The sequence below is a fragment of the Natrinema sp. LN54 genome (assembly GCF_052439245.1).
Classification (GTDB): Archaea; Halobacteriota; Halobacteria; order Halobacteriales; family Natrialbaceae; genus Natrinema; species Natrinema versiforme_A.
Genome location: NZ_JBQVRP010000003.1, coordinates 549,132 through 571,648, shown reverse-complemented (window position 1 = coordinate 571,648; position 22,517 = coordinate 549,132). Strand labels below are relative to the sequence as shown.

Annotated in this window: 22 protein-coding genes; 12 read left to right on the top strand and 10 right to left on the bottom strand. The window is 66.5% G+C overall.

The window, feature by feature from the left end:
• The first annotated feature begins 2 nt into the window (after positions 1-2).
• The 3 genes from ACT4ML_RS12125 to ACT4ML_RS12115 all read left to right on the top strand — a co-directional run bounded on the left by ACT4ML_RS12125 (position 3) and on the right by ACT4ML_RS12115 (position 2,868).
• The gene (locus tag ACT4ML_RS12125) at positions 3-341 is read left to right on the top strand and encodes a bacteriorhodopsin (protein WP_444721099.1); all 339 of its coding nucleotides are present in this window, start codon (positions 3-5) and stop codon (positions 339-341) included.
• A gap of 94 nt (positions 342-435) precedes the next feature.
• The gene (locus ACT4ML_RS12120) at positions 436-1,200 is read left to right on the top strand and encodes a YqjF family protein (protein ID WP_444721098.1); all 765 of its coding nucleotides are present in this window, start codon (positions 436-438) and stop codon (positions 1,198-1,200) included.
• 171 nt (positions 1,201-1,371) lie between these two features.
• Positions 1,372-2,868 carry a sugar porter family MFS transporter gene (locus tag ACT4ML_RS12115; protein WP_444721097.1) on the top strand — a complete coding sequence of 499 codons (1,497 nt, stop codon included), beginning with the start codon at positions 1,372-1,374 and terminating at the stop codon, positions 2,866-2,868.
• 82 nt (positions 2,869-2,950) lie between these two features.
• Here ACT4ML_RS12115 and ACT4ML_RS12110 read toward each other — a convergent pair whose 3' ends face one another.
• The 6 genes from ACT4ML_RS12110 to rio1 all read right to left on the bottom strand — a co-directional run bounded on the left by ACT4ML_RS12110 (position 2,951) and on the right by rio1 (position 9,817).
• Positions 2,951-3,943 (bottom strand): ornithine cyclodeaminase family protein, encoded by a 993-nt coding sequence (locus ACT4ML_RS12110; RefSeq protein WP_444721096.1) that lies wholly within the window; start codon positions 3,941-3,943, stop codon positions 2,951-2,953.
• Positions 3,944-4,319: 376 nt separating this feature from the next.
• On the bottom strand, positions 4,320-5,981 hold the full coding sequence (thsA, locus tag ACT4ML_RS12105; RefSeq protein WP_444721154.1) for a thermosome subunit alpha: 1,662 nt from the start codon (positions 5,979-5,981) through the stop codon (positions 4,320-4,322).
• A 281-nt stretch (positions 5,982-6,262) separates the two neighbouring features.
• Positions 6,263-6,820 (bottom strand): KH domain-containing protein, encoded by a 558-nt coding sequence (locus ACT4ML_RS12100; protein WP_138243518.1) that lies wholly within the window; start codon positions 6,818-6,820, stop codon positions 6,263-6,265.
• Positions 6,821-6,924: 104 nt separating this feature from the next.
• On the bottom strand, positions 6,925-7,419 hold the full coding sequence (locus ACT4ML_RS12095) for a metallophosphoesterase (protein ID WP_444721095.1): 495 nt from the start codon (positions 7,417-7,419) through the stop codon (positions 6,925-6,927).
• 74 nt (positions 7,420-7,493) lie between these two features.
• Complete coding sequence (locus ACT4ML_RS12090) at positions 7,494-8,717, bottom strand: tryptophan--tRNA ligase (protein WP_444721094.1); 1,224 nt, start codon at positions 8,715-8,717, stop codon at positions 7,494-7,496.
• A 224-nt stretch (positions 8,718-8,941) separates the two neighbouring features.
• A complete protein-coding gene (gene rio1, locus ACT4ML_RS12085; protein WP_444721093.1) occupies positions 8,942-9,817 on the bottom strand; it encodes a serine/threonine-protein kinase Rio1 in 876 nt (291 codons plus the stop codon).
• A 138-nt stretch (positions 9,818-9,955) separates the two neighbouring features.
• Between rio1 and arcD the strand changes: the two genes are divergently transcribed.
• The 3 genes from arcD (at position 9,956) to ligA (ending at position 14,170) form a co-directional block, all read left to right on the top strand.
• Positions 9,956-11,422 (top strand): arginine/ornithine antiporter ArcD, encoded by a 1,467-nt coding sequence (arcD, locus tag ACT4ML_RS12080; protein ID WP_444721092.1) that lies wholly within the window; start codon positions 9,956-9,958, stop codon positions 11,420-11,422.
• Between the two features lie 173 nt (positions 11,423-11,595).
• Positions 11,596-11,976 (top strand): 2Fe-2S iron-sulfur cluster-binding protein, encoded by a 381-nt coding sequence (locus ACT4ML_RS12075; RefSeq protein WP_444721091.1) that lies wholly within the window; start codon positions 11,596-11,598, stop codon positions 11,974-11,976.
• A gap of 88 nt (positions 11,977-12,064) precedes the next feature.
• Entirely contained in the window at positions 12,065-14,170 is a 2,106-nt protein-coding gene (ligA, locus tag ACT4ML_RS12070) for an NAD-dependent DNA ligase LigA (protein ID WP_444721090.1), read from the top strand.
• A gap of 95 nt (positions 14,171-14,265) precedes the next feature.
• Here ligA and ACT4ML_RS12065 read toward each other — a convergent pair whose 3' ends face one another.
• The 4 genes from ACT4ML_RS12065 to ACT4ML_RS12050 form a co-directional block, all read right to left on the bottom strand.
• Positions 14,266-14,787: a GNAT family N-acetyltransferase gene (locus tag ACT4ML_RS12065; RefSeq protein WP_444721089.1), complete on the bottom strand. Its 522-nt coding sequence runs from the start codon at positions 14,785-14,787 to the stop codon at positions 14,266-14,268.
• A 104-nt stretch (positions 14,788-14,891) separates the two neighbouring features.
• On the bottom strand, positions 14,892-15,188 hold the full coding sequence (locus ACT4ML_RS12060; protein WP_444721088.1) for a translation initiation factor: 297 nt from the start codon (positions 15,186-15,188) through the stop codon (positions 14,892-14,894).
• A 401-nt stretch (positions 15,189-15,589) separates the two neighbouring features.
• Positions 15,590-17,341 carry an excinuclease ABC subunit C gene (locus ACT4ML_RS12055; RefSeq protein WP_444721087.1) on the bottom strand — a complete coding sequence of 584 codons (1,752 nt, stop codon included), beginning with the start codon at positions 17,339-17,341 and terminating at the stop codon, positions 15,590-15,592.
• Between the two features lie 96 nt (positions 17,342-17,437).
• Complete coding sequence (locus ACT4ML_RS12050; RefSeq protein WP_444721086.1) at positions 17,438-18,160, bottom strand: hypothetical protein; 723 nt, start codon at positions 18,158-18,160, stop codon at positions 17,438-17,440.
• A gap of 128 nt (positions 18,161-18,288) precedes the next feature.
• On the opposite strand from ACT4ML_RS12050, the gene ACT4ML_RS12045 reads away from it, so the two are divergent.
• From ACT4ML_RS12045 to ACT4ML_RS12020, 6 genes are all read left to right on the top strand, one after another.
• Positions 18,289-18,558, top strand: coding sequence for a hypothetical protein (locus tag ACT4ML_RS12045; protein ID WP_444721085.1), 270 nt, complete (start codon positions 18,289-18,291; stop codon positions 18,556-18,558).
• A 143-nt stretch (positions 18,559-18,701) separates the two neighbouring features.
• Positions 18,702-19,628, top strand: coding sequence for an ATP-binding cassette domain-containing protein (locus ACT4ML_RS12040; protein ID WP_444721084.1), 927 nt, complete (start codon positions 18,702-18,704; stop codon positions 19,626-19,628).
• On the top strand, positions 19,625-20,578 hold the full coding sequence (locus ACT4ML_RS12035; protein ID WP_444721083.1) for an ABC transporter permease: 954 nt from the start codon (positions 19,625-19,627) through the stop codon (positions 20,576-20,578). The genes ACT4ML_RS12040 and ACT4ML_RS12035 overlap by 4 nt, the downstream gene beginning before the upstream one ends.
• Before the next feature lie 78 nt (positions 20,579-20,656).
• On the top strand, positions 20,657-21,637 hold the full coding sequence (locus tag ACT4ML_RS12030) for an ArsA family ATPase (protein ID WP_444721082.1): 981 nt from the start codon (positions 20,657-20,659) through the stop codon (positions 21,635-21,637).
• Between the two features lie 55 nt (positions 21,638-21,692).
• Positions 21,693-21,878, top strand: coding sequence for a multidrug transporter (locus ACT4ML_RS12025; protein WP_444721081.1), 186 nt, complete (start codon positions 21,693-21,695; stop codon positions 21,876-21,878).
• Positions 21,879-21,967: 89 nt separating this feature from the next.
• The gene (locus ACT4ML_RS12020; protein WP_444721080.1) at positions 21,968-22,477 is read left to right on the top strand and encodes a GNAT family N-acetyltransferase; all 510 of its coding nucleotides are present in this window, start codon (positions 21,968-21,970) and stop codon (positions 22,475-22,477) included.
• The last annotated feature ends 40 nt before the right edge of the window (positions 22,478-22,517 follow it).

Genomic DNA, 22,517 nt, shown 5'->3' with positions numbered 1-22,517 from the left:
TGATGATCTGGCCGATTACGACACGCTCCGGCCAGCAGAGCGGCGAACGAGTGCTCCTCTTCGGGAAGCTCCGGAACCTGCTCCTGTTGCTCTGGGTCTTCTACCTGGTCATGGGATTCGTCTCGCGGCAGGGACTGGGACTGCTCGACGCCTTCGGCGGAATCTTCGTCACGGCGTACATCGACGCCCTCACCCGGATCGGGTTCGGCGTCCTGTTACTCCGGGCGACCGACGCCGTCGATCAGGTGATCGTGGCGACCGAGTCGTCCGATGGAGACGACGGCTCGGACGGCGTCACCCTCGAGAAGACCGACGGGACCGCGGTCGATCCGGCGGACTGACGACGCCGGCCGAAACACCATCGGATCTGACAGCAGACTATCTATTTTATACACCGGCTCGTCGTAGGGTCCGGACAGCAACTGTTGGTCGAGGATGAACGCACAACGTACGGATCCCTTTCGATGGACGTTCGCAGACGGGTCGTCGCCGAAAGCACCACACGTCGCCTCGATGACATGGCGAGACGGGTTGTTCGTCCACTGGCCGGTCGATCCCGACGACCTCCGGCCCCACGTCCCCGGACAGGTGACCCTCGAGACTCGAGACGGCCGCGCGTGGCTGAGCGTGCTCCCGTTCGTGCTCACGAACGTAGGGCTCCGGGGGACGCCGTCGATCACCCGGCTGGCCTTTCCCGAACTCAACGTCCGGACCTACGTCCGGTATCGCGGCGATCCCGGCCTGTTTTTCTTCAGCATCGACATCGGGAACTCGCTCGTCGCGACGAGCGTCGGTCGAGCGACCAGATTACCCGTCTATCGCGCCAAGATGCGCGTCGGAGCCACCGAGGATAATCACGTCGCCTTCGAAAGCGAGCGCCGATCGAGTGAGTCGGCGGACGATACCGCCGCTCGGTTCGCTGCGACCTACTGCCCGAACGGCGAGGTCTTCACCGCCGAGCCGGACACGCTCGAGCACTGGCTCACGGCTCGTCGCCGGTTCTACGCTCCGGAAGCCGACGGCGTCCTGACCGGCGAGATCGCCCACGATCCGTGGCCGCTCCAGCCGGCCGCGGTGACGATCCACGAGAACACGCTGTTCGAGGCCAACGGCCTGCCGACGCCGACCGGCGATCCGGTCGTCCACTACGCCGACGAACTGTCGATGACGGGCTCGATTCCGCGCCGAATCGGAACGTAACCGAGTCTCGGTGAGAGGCCTGGACGACCGATTTCGACGCGGTAATACCGTCCAGACACCGGAAAGCCGCCGATACTTTCCGTGCGGGAGAGCGTCGACTCCGGCTACGACGGACGCACATCGTTAGATTTGTTAACTACAGTGTGAGACAATAATTTACACAGAGTAGCAATGTCTACGACACACTCAGGAGCGACCGGCAGCGGCCGGAATTCGTTCGTCTACGTCGTCGCGGCCTTGGCCGCACTCAACGGGTTACTGTTCGGATTCGACACCGGCGTTATCTCCGGCGCGATGTTGTACATCCGGAACACGTTCGAACTGACGACGGTGTTTGGCGTGTCGATGAACGCCTCGTTCGTCGAGGGGATCGTCGTCAGCGGCGCGATGATCGGTGCAATCGTCGGCGCGGCCCTCGGCGGTCGGCTCGCCGATCGGCTCGGTCGGCGACGGCTCATCCTCGTCGGTGCCGGCATCTTCTTCGTCGGGTCGTTCATCATGGCGATCGCCCCGACCGTCGAGATCCTGATCATCGGTCGAATCGTCGACGGGATCGGCGTGGGCTTCGCGTCGGTCGTCGGACCGCTGTACATCTCGGAGATCTCACCGCCCAAGATCCGCGGCTCGCTGGTTTCGCTGAATCAACTGACGATCACCAGCGGTATCCTCATCGCCTACCTCGTGAACTACGCGTTTTCCAGCGCCCAACTGTGGCGCTGGGTCGGCCTCGGAACGGTCCCTGAGGAGGTGTTCGCAAGCGGCGGCGGGTGGCGCTGGATGCTCGGTCTCGGCATGGTCCCCGCGACCGTCCTGTTCCTCGGAATGCTGTTCATGCCGGAGAGTCCCCGGTGGCTCTACGAGCACGGACGCGAATCGGACGCCCGCGAGGTACTGACGACCACCCGCGTCGAGAGCCACGTCGAGGACGAACTCCGCGAGATCAAGCAGACGGTACGCACCGAATCCGGGACGCTACAGGACCTGTTCGAGCCGTGGGTGCAACCGATGCTGATCGTCGGCGTCGGGCTGGCGGCGTTCCAGCAGGTCACCGGCATCAACACGGTCATGTACTATGCACCGACGATCCTCGAGTCGACCGGCTTCGCGGACACCGCCTCGATCCTCGCAACCGTGGGGATCGGTGCCGTCAACGTCGTCATGACCGTCGTCGCAGTGTTCCTGATGGACCGCTCCGGCCGCCGTCCGCTGTTGCTGACCGGACTGGCCGGAATGACCGTCATGCTCGCCGTCCTCGGCGTCGTGTTCTACCTGCCCGGCCTCTCGGGCGCGATCGGCTGGGTCGCGACCGGGAGCCTGATGCTGTACGTCGCCTTCTTCGCCATCGGGCTCGGCCCGGTCTTCTGGCTGATGATCTCCGAGATCTACCCGATGGAGGTCCGCGGGACGGCGATGGGCGTCGTCACCGTCGTCAACTGGGCCGGCAACCTGATCGTCTCGCTGACCTTCCTCCGACTGGTCGACGGCATCGGCCAGACCGGCACGTTCTGGCTCTACGGCGTGCTCTCGCTGTTCGCGCTCGTCTTCTGTTACCGGCTCGTCCCCGAAACGAAAGGGCGGTCGCTCGAGGAAATCGAAGCCGACCTCCGCGAAACGGCGTTCGGCAGCGAGACCAGCGAACGGTCCCGTGCCGTCGAGACGGACGACTAACGATCGAGAAAACCGCGTTCCGTATTTTTCGCGAGACGACACTCGGGATTCGGCGCTGGTCGCAGACCGGCGGTCGGAACCGTTACTGGTCGGTGTCGATCATCCCGAAGTCGTATCCGGAATCGGTCTCGCGAGCGTTTTCGTAGACCACGCGGGCGGCCGCGACGTCCTGAATGGCGAGCCCGGTCGAGTCGAAGACGGAGACGCCCGTCTCCTCCGTTCGACCCGCTTTCGCACCGACGACGAGTTCGCCGATTTCGCCGTGGATGTCCGCGTCGGTCAGGGCCCCCTCGCCGTAAGGGACGTTGATCTCGCCGGAGTGAGTACACTGCTCGTGATCGTCGATCACGATCCGCGCCGCATCCAGTAGCTCGTCGCTCAACTCGTGTTTCCCCGCGGCGTCCGCCCCGATCGCGTTGATGTGGGTCTGCTCGCCGACGTCCTCGAGACCCACGATCGGGTCCTCGACCGGCGTCACGGTCGACAAGACGTCGCAGTGACCCGCCTCCGAAATCGAGCCGCCGCGAACGTCGAACCGGTCCTCGTAGGTCTCGACGAACCGCCGGACGCGGTCCTCGTCGGGGTCCGAGACGACGACCTCCTCGATCGGCCGCACCTCGCTGATCGCCTCGAGTTGGGTGTACGACTGGACGCCGGCCCCGACGAGTCCGAGCGTCGTGGCGTCCTCGACGGCCAGATAGTCGGTGGCAACGGCGGCCGCGGCACCCGTTCGTTTCATCGTGAGCGTCGTCCCGTCCATGATGGCAAGCGGGAACGCGGTCTCGGGGTCGGAGTAGATCATCGTCCCCAGTACGGTCGGCAGCCCGTGGTCCGCGGGGTTGTCGGGGTGGACGTTGACCCACTTCAGCCCGGCGGCGTCCCAGTCGCCGGTATCGAGATACGCCGGCATCGAGCGAAAGTCGCCGTTGTACTGCGGGAGGTCGATGTACGATTTCGCGGGCATCTGGGTGTCGCCGCGCTCGAAGGCCCCGAAGGCCTCCTCGACGGCGTCGATGACGGCCGCGAGTGCAGCGTGCTCGTCGACGTCGTCGCTGTCCAGTAGAAGCGTGTTCATACCCGCGAATATTGCGGGCTCGCACTTAGTTCGTCGTGACTCGACGGCAGCGTGGGATACGGGACCGTCCGATATATGCTACGCTATCGCTGCTCACGGTAGACTCGAGCCAATCGCGGATCGAATACTTGCCACTCACCCGAAGGTACTCGGCGCGACAACGAAACAGCAAAACGCAAAGATGGGCCGACTCGAAACGGCGGAGACGGTGATTTGAGCGGTAATGGACACCGTCTCCCTCCGCGAGGGCCGCAGGCCCGAGCGGGCCGACGACCGATGTGGTGGCCCCGAAGGGGCCGAACGGAGGGAGGAGTGCTTTTAATCGAATTTTTGCCGAGGGCGCGGCTTTGCCGCGCCCGAAGAGCAAAACTTCGTTTTACATCATGCCGCCCATGCCGCCGCCCATACCGCCCATGCCGCCGCCCATGCCACCGCCGCCCGGCGGCATCTCTTCGTCATCGTCGTCGTGGGAGACTGCGAGGTCGCCCGCGGCGATGACGTCGTCGATGCGAAGCAGCATTACGGCCGCCTCGGTGGCGGACTCGATGGCTTGGGTCTTCACGCGGAGCGGCTCGTAGACGCCCTCGGCGTCCATGTCGATGGTGTCGCCGGTGTAGGCGTCGAGACCGGCACCCGTGTCGCCGCCGTCGTGGGCGCTGCGGAGTTCGACCAGCGAGTCGATGGGATCGAGGCCCGCGTTCTCGGCCAGCGTGCGCGGGATGACCTCGAGCGCGTCGGCGAAGGCTTCGACGGCGAGCTGCTCGCGGCCGCCGACGGAGTCGGCGTAGTCACGGAGCGCGAGCGAGAGGTCGATCTCGGGCGCGCCGCCGCCGGCGAGGACCTTGCCGTCCTCGATGGTCGTGCGGACGACGCCCAGCGAGTCCTCGACGGCGCGGTCGATCTCGTCGATGACGTGCTCGGTGCCGCCGCGGAGGATCAGGGTGACGGCCTGCGCGTCGTCGACGTCCTCGACGAAGATGCGCTGGTCGCCGGCGATCTCCTTCTGGGCGACGCTGCCGGCGACGCCGAGGTCGTCCTCGGTGAGGTCGTCGACGCTCGAGACCGGCGTCGCGCCGGTCGCGCGTGCGAGCTGACCCTGGTCGCTGGACTTGACGCGGCGGACGGCGATGATGCCCTCCTGTGCGAGGTAGTGCTGGGCCATGTCGTCGATGCCGCCGTCGACGAAGACGGCGTCGGCGCCGGCGTCGGCGATCTGCTCGGCCATCTCTCGCAGCTGGGCCTCCTCCTGCTCGAGGAACTGCTCGAGCTGGTCGGGGTCGGTGACGTTGACCTCGGCGTCGATCTCGGTCTCCTTGATCTCGAGGTCGCCGCCGATGATCGCGACGTTGGCGTCCTCGGCAAAGTAGGGCATGTTCTCGGAGACGCGCTCCTTGTCGACGATGACGCCCTCGACGAGCTCGGAGTTCTCGATGGAGCCGCCGACGACCTTCTCGATCTTGATGTTGTCCGTGTCGACGCCGTCGTCGTCGGAGACCGTGCGAACGGCCTCGACGATGAGCTCGGAGAGGAGGTCCTTGGCGTTCTCCGCGCCCTTGCCGGTCATCGCCGTCGCGGCGATCTGCTCGAGGATCTCGGTGTCGTCCTCGTCGACGTCGATGGCGATCTCCTCGAGGGCCTCGGTGGCCTCTTCGGCGGCCTCTCGGTATCCCTGCGCGAGGGTGGTCGCGTGGATGTCCTGGTCCAGCAGGTTCTCGGCCTGACTGAGGAGTTCGCCGGCGATGACGACCGCGCTGGTGGTGCCGTCACCGACTTCCTCTTCCTGGGTCTCGGCGACTTCGACGATCATGTCGGCCGCGGGATGGTCGATCTCCATCTCCGAGAGCAGGGTGACACCGTCGTTGGTGACGATGACGTTGCCCGAGGAGTCGACGAGCATCTTGTCCATCCCCTTCGGGCCGAGCGTCGTCCGAACCGATTCGGCGACCGCCTTCCCGGCCTGCACGTTCATCGACTGCGCGTCCTCCCCGGAGGTGCGCTGGCTGTCCTCCGAGAGTACGATAAGGGGCTGGTTGCCCATCTGCTGTTGAGCCATAGTCACTCGAGGGATTGTTTGCTATTCTATATAAACCTTACCCTATTGAATAGGTAGGGGCGCTAGAGGTGGCTCCTGTCGTGCGTTTTCGAACCGGTGGCTGTTCGGGTATTTATACTTGCACTGTGTGAGAACCACCGCACAGATGACGTGTCGGCGGGGATTCGAACGGGTTCAGCTATCGGTCGAAAAGCGGTTCACACGGCGACTCCTCCGAGCGCGGGAGAAGACGGTCGACGGAGCAGAAATCGGGGCGAACAGACGGATCAGGACTGACCGCCGGGGAACCGGTGGTACTCCATTCCCTTGTGTTTCATCTCGTTGTGCTTCTCCTCGAGGAAGGAGTAGACCGCGCCGTGGGGCGCGCCGTCGAGCAGCATCTCGGCGGCGCTGCGGACGACGTCGACCTCCTGTGGCGCGCCGATGACACCGAGCGTCGAGCCGTAGATGACGACATCGGCACCGGTCAGTTCCTCCATCAGTTCCCGGGTCCGGCCGCCCTCGCCGATGAGCCGGCCCTTCTTGCGTTTCATGTCGGTCTTGTTGCGCGAGGCGGCGTCGATGTCGACCACGTCGAACAACATCATGTCGTCCTCGAGCAGTCGCAGGGCGTCCTCCGGTGCGAAGCCGCGGCCGATGGCGCGGACGATCTCGGGGCCTTTGAGGCCGAGCACGGGATCGCCGACGGTTTCGACGGCGACGGAGCCGTTCTCCGAGTCGATGTCGAGTCGTACTTCGGCTTCCGCCTCGATCTCGCGCATCGTCTCGCCTCCTTCACCGATGAGAACGCCGATGCGGTCCTGCGGAATCTTCACGTGCTGCATACAGTCCGGTACTCGCTGGTCGAGGTTAAGCGCTTGGTCCGCGAGTACCGGGTGTTCCGTGGCACCGTCACACGCGTCTCGAGGCGCGGCGCGGTCGAAGCCCGCTACTCGCGGACCGAGCGGAACCGCACCGACTCCGAGCGGGTGTCGACGATTGCGACCGTCCGATCCGACGCCAGCACGTGCGCGCCGGGATTGAGTACCGTCGTCCGCCCGTCCTCCGACAGCTCGCGCTCGTGGTGGTGGCCGTAACAGACGAAATCGTAGCTGTCGCCGGCCGCGATCGCCGCGACCTCCGCCTTACTCTCGCCGTGGAGAACTGCGAACGAGAGCCCGTCGAACTCGAGGTCGGCGAAGCGGCCGTGGAGTCGGCTCTCGTCGCCGAGCCGGTCGAACGCCGCCTGGATGTTCGCGACGTCGCCGTCGTTGTTCCCGAGGACGCCGTGAAGTTCGAACCCCTCGAAGTAATCGATCATCAGGGGTGCGACGAAGTCGCCGCAGTGAACGACGATCTCGACGCCCTCCTCGGCGAAGACCTCGGTCGCCCGTTCGATGGCTTCGACGTTGTCGTGAGTGTCGGAGACGATGCCGATGTTCATACGCGTTCGCGTGGGAGCGAGCCACTAAGGCGTTCGGGGAACGCCGATTCGGGAGACACTGCGCGATCGAACGGCTATCGATCGAGTCCCGTCGGCACGCCGGCCCGCTCGAGCGCCCGCTGCCGCTCCTCGTCGGTCAGCCGGTAGGGCTCGAGGTCGGCCTCGATCGATCCCAGTTCTTCGCGCCGGCGCTGGTGATCGGCGAGAAACGCTGTAATCCGCTCGATCGCGAGTTCCTTCAACTCCCCGCTGAGCAGGTCGCCAGACCGGTAGTCGGCCGCGATGCGCTCGAGTTCGGCGTCGTCGGGTTCGAAGAAGTATCGGAGGTACTGGAAGGGGACATCGACGGTCGGGTCACCGCCCTTCTCGCGGTGTTCCTCGATGGTTGCTCGGCCGCCGGTGTAGGCGTGGGTCCGGATCGTCTCGGCGACCGTTTCGGGATCGGCGGTGAGTTCGATCGAGGGCGCGTCGCCGGAGGAACTCATTTTGCCCGGTCCGTCGAGACTCGGGAGGAACCGGCCGAGCAGCGCGCCCGGCTTTTCGACCGGCAGCGCCTCCTTCGCGGCGACGTCGCGACAGACGCGGACGTGAGGGTCCTGATCAATGGCGATGGGGACCAGCGTCGGCTGCCGGCCGGCAACGAGTTGCGGGAGCAAGAGGTGAGTCGCCTGCACAGCGGGGTAGAACTGTAGGCCGACGGTGTCCTGCTCGCCGTAGACGGCCTCGACTGTGGCTGGCGTGAGGTGCTTCGCGAGGCGGACCGCGATCGGGTAGACCACGTCCGCGTCGGCGGTGTCGACGACGATCCGCGTCCGGTCGGGATCGAAGCCGACGGCGAGGATATCGCGCAGGTTCTCGCGGGTGTGCTCGCCGATGGCGTCGAACGGCTGGTCCTTCGCGAGGAACTTCTCGTCGTCGGAGAGCGGGATATAGACCGTCGCGCCGGTCTCCCGCTGGAACCGCTTCGCGAGGTACAGCGGGAGGACGTGGCCCAGATGCATCGGTCCCGAGGGGCCGCGACCGGTGACGATCGCGTGCGGATCGCCGGCCGCGGCGGCTTCGAGGTACTCGTCGACGTCTCGGCCCGCGTAGAACGTCCGCCGTCTGAGCAGCGGGTGGTCAGGGAAGCGTTCGATCTGCTCGTCGGTGAGCCGGTCGGCCCCGAACCGCTCGAGCAGTTTCTCGTAGTCGATCTCGCCGTCGACGGCGTAGGGAGTGACGGTGAACTGGTCAGCGGGCGAACTCGAATCCGTGCGCGTCGTCTCAGTGGTATCTGCGGTTTCGCGTGAGTCTGTCATTCGTGTCTCGGAGTCGACTGCAGCGGCTGGAAGACGATTCAAACGGAAAACGAGCGAAGGGAGCGTCACCGCCGCGGTCGCCGGGTTAGGCCGCGTCGTCCGCCGCGACGACACTGTCCGCTCTCGAGAGGGGCTGCCAGCGCCACTGCCACTCGAGAGCGGAGATCACTGTCCGCCCATTTTCAGTCGGTGGTGAAGAAGATTTCGGGGGATCGACTCGAGGATCAGTCTCGAGACGGGTCCGGTTCCGGACTCGTGACGAACTCGAGGAGGTCGTCCTCGGTCACCTCGAGCCCTTGCCGGGAGAAGAAACTCGCGACGTTTCGGCAGTCCCGCTCGAGGAACTCGCGGCTGTTGGGATGGTGGACGGTGACGGCCTGTCCGAGGTCGATCAGGACCAGTTGACCCTCGTCCTCGTCGAAGACGACGTTGTACTCGCTCAGGTCGCCGTGGATCAGGCCGGCCGAGTAGAGCCGGCGCATGTACTCGCGCATGACCTCGTAGGCGGTCTGGGGGTTCTCGATCTGGACCTCGCCGAGCCGCTTCGCGCGGCCGTCTTCGGTCCCGATGTACTCCATGACCAGTACGTTGCGCTCGGTCGCGATCGGTTCCGGCACCCGCACGCCCGCCGCTTTCGCGCGCTCTAAGTTCGCCAGTTCCTTTTTCGTCCACGCGAGGACGACGTCTTTCTTCTTCCCGCCCAGTCCCTCGAATCGGGGGTCGCCCTCGAGATAGTCACGCATCTGCCGGAAGTTCGAGGCGTTGATCCGGTAGATCTTGACCGCGACCTCGCGGTCGTCGCCCAGCGCGTGGTAGACGTTCGCCTCCTTGCCCGTCGAGAGCGGCCCGCCGAAGGCCTCGACGTAGCCGTCCTGGACGAGCTTGTACAACGCCGCGAAGGTCGCGTCGTCGAACACCGACTGCTCGACCTTGAACTGCTCGGCGTCTTTGATCCGCTCCTCGAACTGCTCGAACTCGCGGTCGCGTTTGCGGGCGATCCGGTCCGCCTCGGTGTCCGAGACGTCGATCTCCTCCCACTCGTCGCCCGGGGTATCAGCTTCCTCGAGGTCGACCAGTCCGAACTCCGTTCCCTGTCCCATCTACTCGGTCGTAGGCTCTCCGACGGGTAAAGTACTGGGTCTGGTCGCCGGCTCGGTTCGGTCGCTGCGACGCCGGAAGTCGACCGGCGAATGACGGTTTATTTATAGCCGCTGTCGCAAACTCGGGTCGACCCGAACATGGGACTGGATTTCACACCGAAGACCTACGACGAAATCCCAGAGGACAAGCAGCCGTCGTTGGGGGAAGCGCTCGTCCCCATCACGGGAATGCTCTTGTTCCTCTCGGTCGGGATGATTTGGCTCGATATGGACCCGCAGATGCCGCTGCTGTGGGGGATCGCCTTCGCGGGACTGTTCGGACGGTACTACTTCGGCTACTCGTGGGGCGACCTCTACGACGGCATCGGGCGCAGTATTCTGACCGGGCTTCAAGCCATTCTCATCCTGTTCGTCATCTACATGCTCATCTCGTCGTGGATCGATTCCGGGACGATCCCGACGCTCATGTACTACGGGCTGGAGTTCCTGTCGCCGCGGATATTCCTCCCCTTTACCGTCGTCCTCTCGGCGGTCGTCGCCTTCGCGATCGGGTCGTCGTGGACGACGGCCGGGACGCTCGGCGTCGCGATGATCGGGATCGGCTCCGGGCTCGGGATTTCGGAGGCGATGACGGCCGGCGCCGTCCTGTCGGGAGCCTACACCGGCGACAAGAACTCGCCGCTTTCCGACACCACGAACCTCGCCGCCGCGGTGACGAACACGGACCTGATGGATCACATCCGCGCGATGCGTCCCGGGACCGCGATCTCCTTTGCGATCTCGCTGCTCCTGTTCGTCGTCTTGGGCCTGAGCGCGAGCGGGACGATCCCCGCCGACCGCGTCGCCGAGATTCAAGGCGGACTCTCGAGTAGCTACGTCATCTCGCCGATCACCTTCGTCCCGCTGATCATCACGTTCGCGCTTGCGCTGTATGGCTTCCCGGCGTTGCCGTCGCTCGGAGCCGGTATCTTCGCCGGCGTCGCGGTCAGTACCACGCTGCAGGGCGTCGGCTTCGCCGCCGCGTGGGAAACCATCCACTTCGGGACCGGCCCCGAAACAGGAGTCGACCTTACGGACGAACTGCTCGCGAGCGGCGGCCTCGAGGGCTCCGTGTGGGTGATCTCGATCGTCGTCGCCGCGCTGGCGCTGGGCGGAATTTTGCAGGAAACCGGCGTGCTGGCGGCGATCGCGTACCACATCGGACGGGCCGTCAGCAGCGTCGCGGGCCTGACCGCCGGCACGGCCGTGGGGACGGTCGCGATGAACTTCCTCGCCGCGGAGCAGTACATGGCGATCGTCGTGCCCGGCATGACGCTGCAGAACCTGTACGACGAGTACGACCTCGACAGCCGGAACCTCTCGCGGGCGGTCGAAGCGTCGGGGACGACGACGTCGGCGTTCGTGCCGTGGGGCTCGGGCGGCGCCTTCATGGCCTCGGCGCTCGGCGTACCGGTGATCGAGTACGCCCCGTACTACTTCTTCGGGATCCTCTCGCCGCTGGTCCTGATCCTGATGGGGGCGACCGGTTGGGGAATCGTCTACACGGAAGACACCGACCGGGACGCCGCCGAGACAACGGGCGAATCGACGCCAACCGTGGACTGATTCCGCATTCCGGACTGCGGCCACCCTGTCGCGGACGGAGAACCACACCGGTCACAAGGAGATCGTGTTTCGCGTCTCACCCGTGGCTCGCGCGCACGGACTTTTGCCGTCGCGGACCGTACCCACGCTATGATCGACCGATCCGAACGACGAGCGCAGCCAACGGGGGGACGATGACGGACTACGACGTGACCCTCGAGTGGGCCGACGGCCGGACCGAGTCGGTCGTCGTCGCCGAGGACGAGACGGTGCTCGAAGCGGCCCAGCGGGACCGTATCCGGCTTCCGTACGACTGTCGGACCGGGACCTGCATCACCTGCGTCGGTCGGCTGGTCGCGCTCGAGGACGGAGACGGCGACCTCAAGGAGAACGAACCGAACGAACCGATCGACGCCGCGGAGGGGTTCACGTACCGGCGGTCACCGCAGGCGCTGACCGAGCAGGAAGGGGCGGACGGCTACGTCCTGTTGTGTATCGCCTCGCCGCGAGCCGACTGCCGCATCGAGGTCGGGCCGCGAGTCCGCGCCGAGGTCGGTGACAGTCCGTGGGCGTAGGCCCCCGCCGGCACGCGGGATTCGGGCCGAAGCAACTGCAGTAACGTTAACGGCTCCGCGGAGCAAGCTCCGAGCAAGACCGATATCGATGTCGCTCACACACGAGACTGCAGACGAAGACAACCCGTATCTCCGGGATCCGCCGACCGATTTCGCGCCGCTCGAGGAACTCTCGGCGGCCGAGGCCGAACGGCAGGTCGAACTGCTTCGGGAGGCGATTCGCGAGCACGACCGCCGGTACTACGTCGAGAGCGAGCCGCTGATCGCCGACCGCACGTACGACGCGCTCTTCGCCCGACTGCGCGACCTCGAGGACGCGTTCGATCTCTCCCATCCCGACAGCCCCACGCGAAGCGTCGGCGGCGAGCCCATCGAGGCGTTCGACACGGTCGAGCACGTCGCGCCGATGCTGTCGATCGACAACAGCGGCGAGGAAGACGACGTCCGGGAGTTCGACGAGCGGGTGCGCCGCGAGTTACGCGCCAGCGGGCACGCGGGCGACGTTCGGTACGTCTGCGAGCCCAAGTTCGACGGCGTTTCCATGGAGTTCGTCTACGAGGAGGGCAGCTTAGAGCGGGCGGTCACCCGCGGGGACGGCCGCGAGGGCGACGACGTGACCCGCAACGCCCGGACCATCGGCTCGGTGCCCCAGCAACTCCACGGCGATTACCCCGAGACCCTCGCGGTTCGGGGCGAGGTCTACATGCCGAAAGACGAGTTCCAGAGACACAACCGCGAGCGCATCGAGCGCGGCGAGGACCCCTTCGCGAACCCGCGCAACGCGACCGCCGGCACGATCCGCCAACTCGATCCCTCGGTCGTCGCCGAGCGCCCGCTCGCGGTCTTCTACTTCGACGTGCTCGCGGCCAGCGAACTCGAGGACACCCATCGAGAGGAACTCGAGCGCTTCCCCGAGTTCGGACTGCGGACGAACGACCGCGTCGAGGTGGTCGACGACATCGACGGGGCGATCGACTACCGCAACCGCCTGCTCGAGGCCCGCGACGAACTGGACTACGAGATCGACGGCGTCGTGATCAAGGTCGACGACCGCGAGGCCCGGGAGGAACTCGGTCGGACGGCGCGCCACGACCGCTGGGCGTTCGCCTACAAGTTCCCCGCCCGCGCGGAGGTCACCCCGATCGCCGATGTCGCGGTACAGGTCGGCCGAACGGGTCGGCTGACGCCCGTCGCCCTGCTCGAGCCGGTCGACGTGGGCGGCGTCACCGTCTCGCGAGCGAGCCTGCACAACCCCGACGAGATCGAGGCGAAGAACGTCAACGTCGGCGACACCGTCCGCGTGCAGCGGGCGGGCGACGTGATCCCCTACGTCGAGGAGGTCGTCGAGAAGGGCAGCGAGGGCCACTACGAACTGCCCGAGACGTGTCCCGTCTGCGACAGCCCCGTCGAGCGCGACGGCCCGATCGCGTTCTGTACCGGCGGCCTCGGCTGCGACGCGCAACTCCGGCGCTCGATCGAGTACTACGCGAGCGACGACGGCCTCGACCTCGAGGGACTCGGTGAGAAAAGCGTCCGCCAGCTCGTCGATGCCGGCCTGCTCGAGACGGTCGCGGACCTCTACGAACTCGACCGCGAGGACCTCACCGACCTCGAGGGCTGGGGTGAGACCAGCGCCGAGAACCTGCTCGCGGAGATCGACGCCAGCCGCGAGCCGCCCCTGCCCGACTTTCTCTCCGCGCTGGGCATCCCCCACGTCGGCCCGACGACGGCCCGCGAACTCGCCCGCGAGTTCGGGACGTTCGAGGCCGTCCGCGAGGCCGCCGAGGACGAGCCCGGGCAGCTCGAGGGCGTCGACGACGTCGGCGAGACCGTCGCCGAGACGATCCACGAGTTCTTCGCGAGCGAGGCGAACGCCGCCGTGGTCGACGACGTGCTCGAGCACGTCTCCCCGCAGGAAATCGACGTCGATACCGACACCGGCGGCGAACTCGAGGGACTCACGTTCGTCTTCACCGGGTCGCTCGCCGAGATGACCAGAGGCGAGGCACAAGATCTCGTCGAGACCCACGGCGCGAACGCGACCGGCAGCGTCTCCGGGAACACGGACTACCTCGTCGCCGGCGAGAACCCGGGCGCGACGAAACAACAGGACGCGGAAGACAATGACGTGCCGATCCTCGACGAAAGCGAGTTCCGGGCGCTGCTCGCGGACCACGGGATCGACCTCGAGTAGCGAGTATCGGGCGAATCGGGACAGCCGGAGCCGGGGCGATAGTTCAACAGCGCGGAAGGCAGTTCAGCGGCCCGGAGACAGTTCAGCGGTCCGGCTTACAACTCGAGCGTGTAGACCGCCTCGGGATAGTAGTCGCCGTCGATCTCGACCTCACCCTCGTCCGTCTGTTCGAAGCCGAGTCCCTCGTAGAAGGCGCGGCTGGCGTCGTTGAACGCGAAGTCGATCGACCGAATTCGCTCGATATCATAGGCCTCGAGTTCGGCCATCAGTCGCTCGTGGAGTTGCGAGCCGATGCCCTCGCCCTGCCGGTCCGGGTGAACGTACATCCGGAGGATATCGGCTTTGTCGCCCTGTGCGACCGCGTGGGTGAAGCCGACGACCTCGCCGTCTTCAGCGGCGTTACCGCTTCGTTTCGAGGCGCGTTGCGCCTCGCGCTCTTCCGCAACGAGAACGATCGTTCCCGGTGCCTCGAGCGGCATCGAATCGTCGGTGTACCAGTCGTCGACCGTCCGGTCGATCACGTCCGCCTCGAGTTCGTCGTAAGTGTCGTGCCACGTGGCGCAAGCGACGGCCGTGATCGCCTCGAAGTCGTCGGTCGTCGCGGGTCGAACGTGCATACGTCATTATCGAACGTGGAACATAAATAGCCCGTTGCCCGAAGCGACCGATTCTGCGGCGAGCGCTCCTCGAGCGTCGGCGGGCGGAGACGGCCGTCCCGTCTTCACTCGCGAACGTCGAATCCCCGGTCCCGAAGCAGGTCCGGGACGCGGTCGCGGTGGTCGCCCTGCAGTTCGATCCGGCCCTCGTCGACCGTGCCGCCCGTCCCGAGCGAACTCTTGAGGTCCGAGGCGGTCGATTCGATCTCGGATTTCGTGAGGTCGAAGCCCTCGATGATCGTCACCGGCTTGTCGTACCGGCGGCTCTCGGTCCGGATCGATAACACCTGCTGGGAGGTCTCGAGGTCGCCCTGACTGTCGAGTTCGTCGAGCAAGTCGTCGAGGTCGTCTTCCTCTGCCATACTCACACATGGATCAGGCCGGGGGATAGCCCTGTCCTTGCCTTCGCAACGGTCGCATTACACGCCGACTTCAACGGCGCATCGAGAACGGGTCGCTCGAGAACCGGACTGGTGCCCGCTACTGCAGTGGCGCGCGCTGTGGTGTGGCGAGCGAACAGCGAGCCACACCACGAAAACTGTGCGAGGTCTTCGCGAGTAGCACGAGCGAATGGCTCGGAAGACGCACTGCGTCTTCCGGTGGATGAGCGAACGAACCGTGTGAGTGAGCGAATCGGCTGGGGAGGACGTGGCGATTCACTGTTGCCACGATAGCGGGACACTCGTCTCCGTCGTTACTCGCTGTGAACTCGACCGTTCTATCCGAAAAGCGGGCGAAGACAGTAAATCGTATTCAACGGCTGTCAGAGTCTCGATTTGATCGTCTCCGCCGTCTTCTCGCCGATTCCCTCGACGCTCTCGAGGTCGTCCAGACTCGCCTCCCGAACGTTCTCGACGCTGCCGAAGCGTCCGAGCAACCGCTTTCGCGTCTCGGGACCGACCCCCTGCACGTCGTCGAGGACCGTTTTGACCTCGTCTCGGACCGTCTGGTGGTACTGCACGGCAAAGCGGTGGGACTCGTCGCGCACGCGCTGGAGGAGGTGCAGGTGCGGCGCGTCGCTCGGCCACGAGAACGTCCGATCGGGCGTGACCACCCGCTCCTCGGTCTTCGCCAGCGCGACCGCCGGCACGTCCCAGCCGACCGCCGAGAGCGCGTCTCGAGCCGCCTCGAGTTGGCCCTCGCCGCCGTCGATCAGGAGCAGGTCGGGGTCCGGCCGATCGTCCCGGTCCTCGACGGCGCGGCGGGCGCGCCACTCGAGTAAGGCGTGCATATTGTCGTAATCGTCGTTCTGGTCGGTCAGCTTCTTCCGGCGGTAATCGGCCTTCTCGGCGCTGCCATCGACGAAGGTGACGTTGCTGCCGACCGCCGCTTTTCCCTGCGCGTGGCTCACGTCGAAACCCTCGATCCGCCGGGCCGACTCGATCTCGAGGGCGTCCGCGAGCATGCCGCACTCGTCGCGCCGACCCACGTTGCGCCGGGCGTTCTTCAGCGCGAGTTCGACGAGTTTGGCCTCTCGGCCCGCGCCCGGCACGCGGACCGAGACGCCCTCGGCCTCGAGCCACGCGGCGACCTCCTCGTCGCCGTGGCGCTCGGGCAGGAGCAGGGCGTCGGGGAGGTCGCGTTCGGCGTAGTACTGGACGAGGAAAGCGGCCAGCACTGCGGGGACGCCGCCCTCCTCATTTCCGGCGCCTTCGGCCGCGGGCGCCTCGAGCGTGTGCCGATCCCGATCGACCAGTTTGCCGTCCTCGGCGCGCAGCCGGGCGACCGTCGCGTCCTCGCCCTCGATCGCCACGCCGAGGACGTCGACGCCCTGCTCGTCGCCGACCGACTGGACCGCCTCGCCGCCCTCGCCGTGGAACGCCGCGACGGTCTCGAGGCGGTCCCGCAGGTTCGCCGCGCGCTCGAAGTTCTGTTCCTCCGCGGCGGCTTCCATCTCCCGACGCAGCGGGTCCGCGAGGATTCCCGTCTCGCCCTCGAGGAACCGCTCGACGGCGGTGACGTCCTCGCCGTAGCTCTCGAGGTCGATCTCGCGGGTACAGGGGGCGGTACAGAGCCCCATTTCGTAGTCCAGACACGGCCGGTCCCGGCCGGTGTACTTGTGGTCCGAACACCCGCGGACGCCGTAGGTCTCCCGCAGGGCTTTGACGACCGTCTCGACCTGCCCCTTGCTGGTGTAGGGGCCGAAGACGGTCGCCGACTCGTCGGGATCGCGGGTGACCTCGATCCGCGGCGCGTCGTGGTCGGTCAACTGCACCATCGGATACGATTTGTCGTCCTTGAGCCGGACGTTGTACCGCGGCTGGTGGCGCTTGATCAGGTTCGCCTCGAGCAGCAACGCTTGGGTCTCGGTGTCGGTGACGGCGATCTCGATGTCGTCGGCGCGGTCGACCATCCGGCGGATCCGCGCGCTGCGGGGGTCGGCGTAGGACCGCACCCGATCGCGGAGATCGACCGCCTTCCCGACGTAGAGCGTGGTGTCTCCCTCGCGGAACTGGTAGACGCCGGGCTCTCGCGGCAACGACCCGGCCCGCTCGCGAACCCCGTCGGCGTTCATCGGCGGCCCTACGGAGTCAGGAGGTTTCAGCCTGACTCCTCGCCACCGGTCGGCACACTGGACGGTCGTGCTCGCCGCCGCGCCGACGCCGACCGCTCAGTCGCTCGCCGCCGGGTCGTCGCCCATCGCTCGATCGCGTCCGTCGTCGCTTCTCCCGTCGCTCCGGCTGCCGCTCTCGCTCCCGCCCGCTCCCTCGAGCGCCGGCCCGTCTCCCGGTCGAATCGCGCGCTCGAGGTCGGCGACGGCATCGGCCTCGAGATCCGCGTCGCTGACGGCGAACGCGAGGTCGTCCCCGCCGTGGACCCTGCAGACGAGTCGACGCGAGCGCGATCGGACGTACCGGGCGATGAGAGCGAGCGCGAGCGCGATCGCGGCGACGCCGCTCAGGAGCACGCCCCATTCGACCAGCAAGAGAGCCGTTTCGAGGAGGTCGAGGGCGGACTCGACGACGCCCGCGAGCTGTGTCGCGCCCGGTGTCGATTCGCTCCACCCGAGGTCGACGCCCGGAACCAGCGTCGCGAAGCTGACGCCCCTCGTCAGTTCGATCAGTCCGATTCCGACGAACGCGGCGACGAATCCCACGCAGAGATCGCGCAGTCGGTGGTCGGTCTCGACGGCGATGGTTCCGACGTTCGGCCGGTCGACGTGGCGAACGGTCGGCCCGCTCGAGTCGGACGGAACCGCCAGTACGCGCTGGTTCGTGACGACGACCGTCGCGCCCTCGAGGTCGGCCCGGTGCTCGACGGTCTCCCCGTCGTGACACAGTTCGTCGACGTGTTCGCGCCACTGCTCGACGCGTTGGCTCCGAGAGTCGGCCATGAGCACTCGTTGTCCCCGCTCCGACGCCGACCACCAAGTACGTCGGGGCCCGTTCCCGGGAGTAGGCCCCGCCTTCCGATCGTGCCGACTCGGTACATTCTCGGTGGTCGACGCCGAACCCGCCGGGTATGAGTGACTCGACGGTGCAGTGCTGGCTCGTCGAACGGGAGATCGGGGATCGGGACTTCGTAACCCTCGTCTACGCGACGCCGGACGGCTCGCGCTATCAGCAACACGAGCGGTCGTCGACGGCGCTGCGGACCGGGCCGACCGTCACCGCGGCGACCGAAATCCCCGAAGACGAACTCGAGCCGGTGCCGGACGAGGAGACCCGGCAGCGGTACGCCGAGGAGGTCGACCGAACGGCGGAGCGGTACGATCCGGACGATCCGATCTAACCGCGATGCGACCCGCCGCGATCGTTTCGGACTCGGGATCGTGAAATCACGATCGGCGAGATGCCCACCGCGCGTAAACCGATGGTTTCAGCTGTAGTCGTGATGTCAAAAACCTTATCGGGCAACGCTGTGTCCACACGGACATGCCCGCTATTACAGTCGACAACCTGACCAAGTCGTTCGGTCAGACCCTCGCGCTCGAGGAGCTCTCCTTCCAAGTCGAGGAAGGCGAGGTGTTCGGCTTCCTCGGTCCCAACGGTGCCGGCAAGTCGACGACGATCAACATCATCCTCGATTTCGCCCGGCCGACCGCGGGCGAGGTCAGCGTCCTCGGCATGGACGCCCAGCAGTACAGCCGGGACATCCGGCAACGGACCGGCGTCCTCCCCGAGGGCGTCGAGACCTACGACCGGCTGACCGCCCGCCAACACCTCCAGTTCGCGATCGAGTCCAAAAACGCCGACGCGGACCCCGAGGCGCTGCTCGAGCGCGTCGGCTTGGTCGACGCGATCGACAAGAAAGCCGGCGGCTACTCGAAGGGGATGGCCCAGCGGCTCATGCTCGCGATGGCGCTGGTCGGCGAACCGGACCTGCTGATTCTGGACGAGCCCTCCACCGGACTCGACCCGAACGGCGCCCGCGAAATGCGAGACATCGTCCGCGAGGAGAACGAGCGGGGCGCGACCGTCTTCTTCTCGAGTCACATCATGGAGCAGGTCGAGGCGGTCTGTGACCGCGTCGGCATCCTCCGGGACGGCGAGATGGTCGCCGTCGACTCCGTCGAGGGACTGCGCGACTCCGTCGAGGGCGGCACGACGCTGCGGGTCACCGTCGACCGGATCGACGACGACGCCCTGCAGGCGGTCCGCTCGCTGCCAGACGTGACGAACGCCACCGTCGAGGGCCGGGACCCGCCGACGGTCGTCGTCGCCGTCGACGGCTCGAAAACGGCGGTTCTCTCGACGCTCGAGGACCGCGGCATCGAGGTCCGGGACTTCACGACGACCGAGGCGTCGCTCGACGACGTCTTCCAGTCGTACACCACGGATACGGGGGTGCATGCGCGATGAGTACCGAAACCGGTACCGCGTCCGATTCGACGGGCGGCTCGGCCTCGAGTTCGGTCAACCTCGAGAGCGTGCGTGCGGTCGCGAAGAAGGACTTTCAGGACTCGATCCGCTCGTGGCTGTTCTGGGGGCTGAGCGTGTTCTTTTTCACCCTCATGGCCGCCTTGGCCGGCTTCATCTCGTGGGCGAATCCGGACGATCTCACGACGATCGGATTCATCTCGCTGGTCAGTCAGGTGTGTAAGCTCGTCATCCCGCTGATCGCGCTCATTCTCGGGTGGAAGTCCATCGCCGGCGAACGCGAGACGGGGAGCATCAAGGTCTTGCTGTCGCTGCCCCACTCGCGGAAGGACGTCCTCCTCGGCAAGCTGCTGGGTCGGACGGCCGTGCTCACCCTGTCGCTGATCATCGGCTTTCTCATCGGCATGGTCGCCGTCGCGTTCGCCGTCTCGGAGTTCTCCTTCCCGGCATACATCGCCTTCCTGGCGATGACGATCGTCTACGGGCTCGCGTACATGAGCATCGCCGTCTCGCTCTCGTCGCTGACCCGTTCGACGACGATGGCCGGCGCGGCGATGTTCGGCGTCTTCGTCCTGTTCTACATCGTCTGGAACTCGATCCAGACCGCGCTGGGACTCCTGATGAATCGAGGGTACATCGACGGAGTCACCTACATGGCGACGGACTTCACCGGACAGCAAGTCGAGCGGACCCGATTGCCCGACTGGGCGCAGTTCATCAACATGGTCGACCCCGGTAACGCGTACCAGAACACGATCACGCTGTTCAGTTCCCTCTCGAGTGACTCGATCGGGACGACGTTCAACGAGGCCGCGTTCCCGGACGGCCTCCCGTTCTTCCTGCAGGACTGGTTCTCCTGTATCATCCTGCTGTTCTGGATCGTCGTCCCGATCGCCGTCGCGCTTTACCGGTTCGACCGCGTCGACATCTGATCGGCACCGTCCTCGCAGAGCGGCGACTCGGTTTCCGTTGCGGGATTCGTTTACGGTCGTAGCCGTGGGACGTGGGCTATGACCGACTGCATCTTCTACGGCGGCAAGGGCGGCGTCGGTAAGACGACCTGTGCGGCCGCGACCGGCCTCTCGTTGGCCGCCGCCGAGCGAGAGACGCTCGTCGTCTCCACCGATCCGGCCCACTCGCTCGCGGACTCGCTCGAGGCCGAGATCGGCCCGGAGCCGACCGAACTGGAGGGGGCGCTCGAGGCGGTCGACGGGGCCGACTCGGACCCCGCGGGCGGCCTCTGGGCCGTCGAAGTCGATCCCGAGACTCGAAACGAGCGCTACGAGAAACTGACGCGGGCGCTGGCCGCGGACCTCCGCAGCGCCGGGATCAGTCTCTCGGACGCGGAGGTCGAGCGGCTCTTCGCGACGGGTGCGCCGGCCGGCAGCGACGAGATCGCAGCGCTCGACCTGCTGGTCGAGTACGTCGACGCCGGCGAGTGGGACACCGTCGTCTTCGACACCGCGCCGACGGGCCACACGCTACGGCTGTTCGATATGCCCGACGTGATGGGGGTGGCACTCGAGACGGCACACTCGCTTCGCGGACAGGCAAAGCGGATCGGGAACGCGGCCCGGACGGCGGTCTTCGGGCCGATGTCGATGATGACTGGCACCAGTGACGAGGACGAAAGTCTCGCGGCGTTTCGGGACCGCCTCGAGCGCGCACGTGACCTGCTCGTCGATCCCGAGCGGACCGAGTTTCGCGTCGTGCTCGTCCCGGAATCGATGGCGATCGCTGAGACGGAACGGCTCGTCGAGCGATTGCGCGAGACCGGCGTGCCGGTCGAACGGCTGGTCGTGAACCGCGTGCTCGAGGACCCCCACGACGGCTGCCCGCGCTGTCGGTCGCGGCGGGACCGCCACGAGGAGCGGCTGGCGGAGATCCGAACGGCGTTTCCGGACCTCGCGGTCGCGACGCTACCGGCTCTCGAGGGAGAGGTGCAAGGACGCGAGTCGCTCGCGGCGATCGCCCGGCGGTTGCCGGACTGAGCGGTCGGACGGGGTTGCCCCCTGAAATTATTATGTTAGACGTTTTACAGCCGATATGGCGCGTTCGCTCGGTCGAAACTCGTCCCCGCTACTCACGGCGATCGGCCTCGCCGTCGCGCTCGTGGCGATCGTCGGCACGCAGGTCCTCGGGTGGGAGTGGGGCTCCGGACAGCTCCTCCCGACGATCATCGGCGTCGCGGCCGCCGTAATCGCCGTTTTCGTCCTGCTCAGCCGGCGCTGAACGCGAGAGACGGGCGGTCGCCGCGAGTCGACGGCGACCCTAACTGAGACGGTGCAACCACTTTGTCACTCGCTGTCGTAGCGCGCGGTATGGAGATCAGACCCGCGACCCTCGACGACCGCGACCGGATCAGGGCCGTCGCCCGCGAGACGTGGCACGAGACCTACGACGAACTCGACGCCGAGACGATCGACCGAACGGTCGACGAGTGGTACGGCGACGAGGCGCTCGAGACGGCGCTGTCGAAGCCGGGAACCGCCTTTCTCGTCGCAGAGAAGCGCGAGGCACAACGCGCCTCGGAAACGGACGACGAAATCGTCGGCTTCACCCACGGCGTCGTCTCCGAGGAAGAGGGAGACGTACTCCGCATGTCCGTCCATCCCGATCATCAGGGGGAGGGGATCGGCACCGCGCTGTACGAGCGGCTGCGCGAGGACCTCCGGGACTTCAACATGGAGCGGATGCGCGCGATCGATCTCGCCTCGAACGACGGCGGCCGGGAGTTCTACGAGGAACACGGGTTCGAACTGACCGAGGAGGACGACGTCGAGATCGGCGGCCAGCGGCGACGGGAAGTGGTCTACACGCTCGAGTTGTAGCCGGCCCGGCCTCGAGGACGAGTCGCCGCCGGCGGCCGAT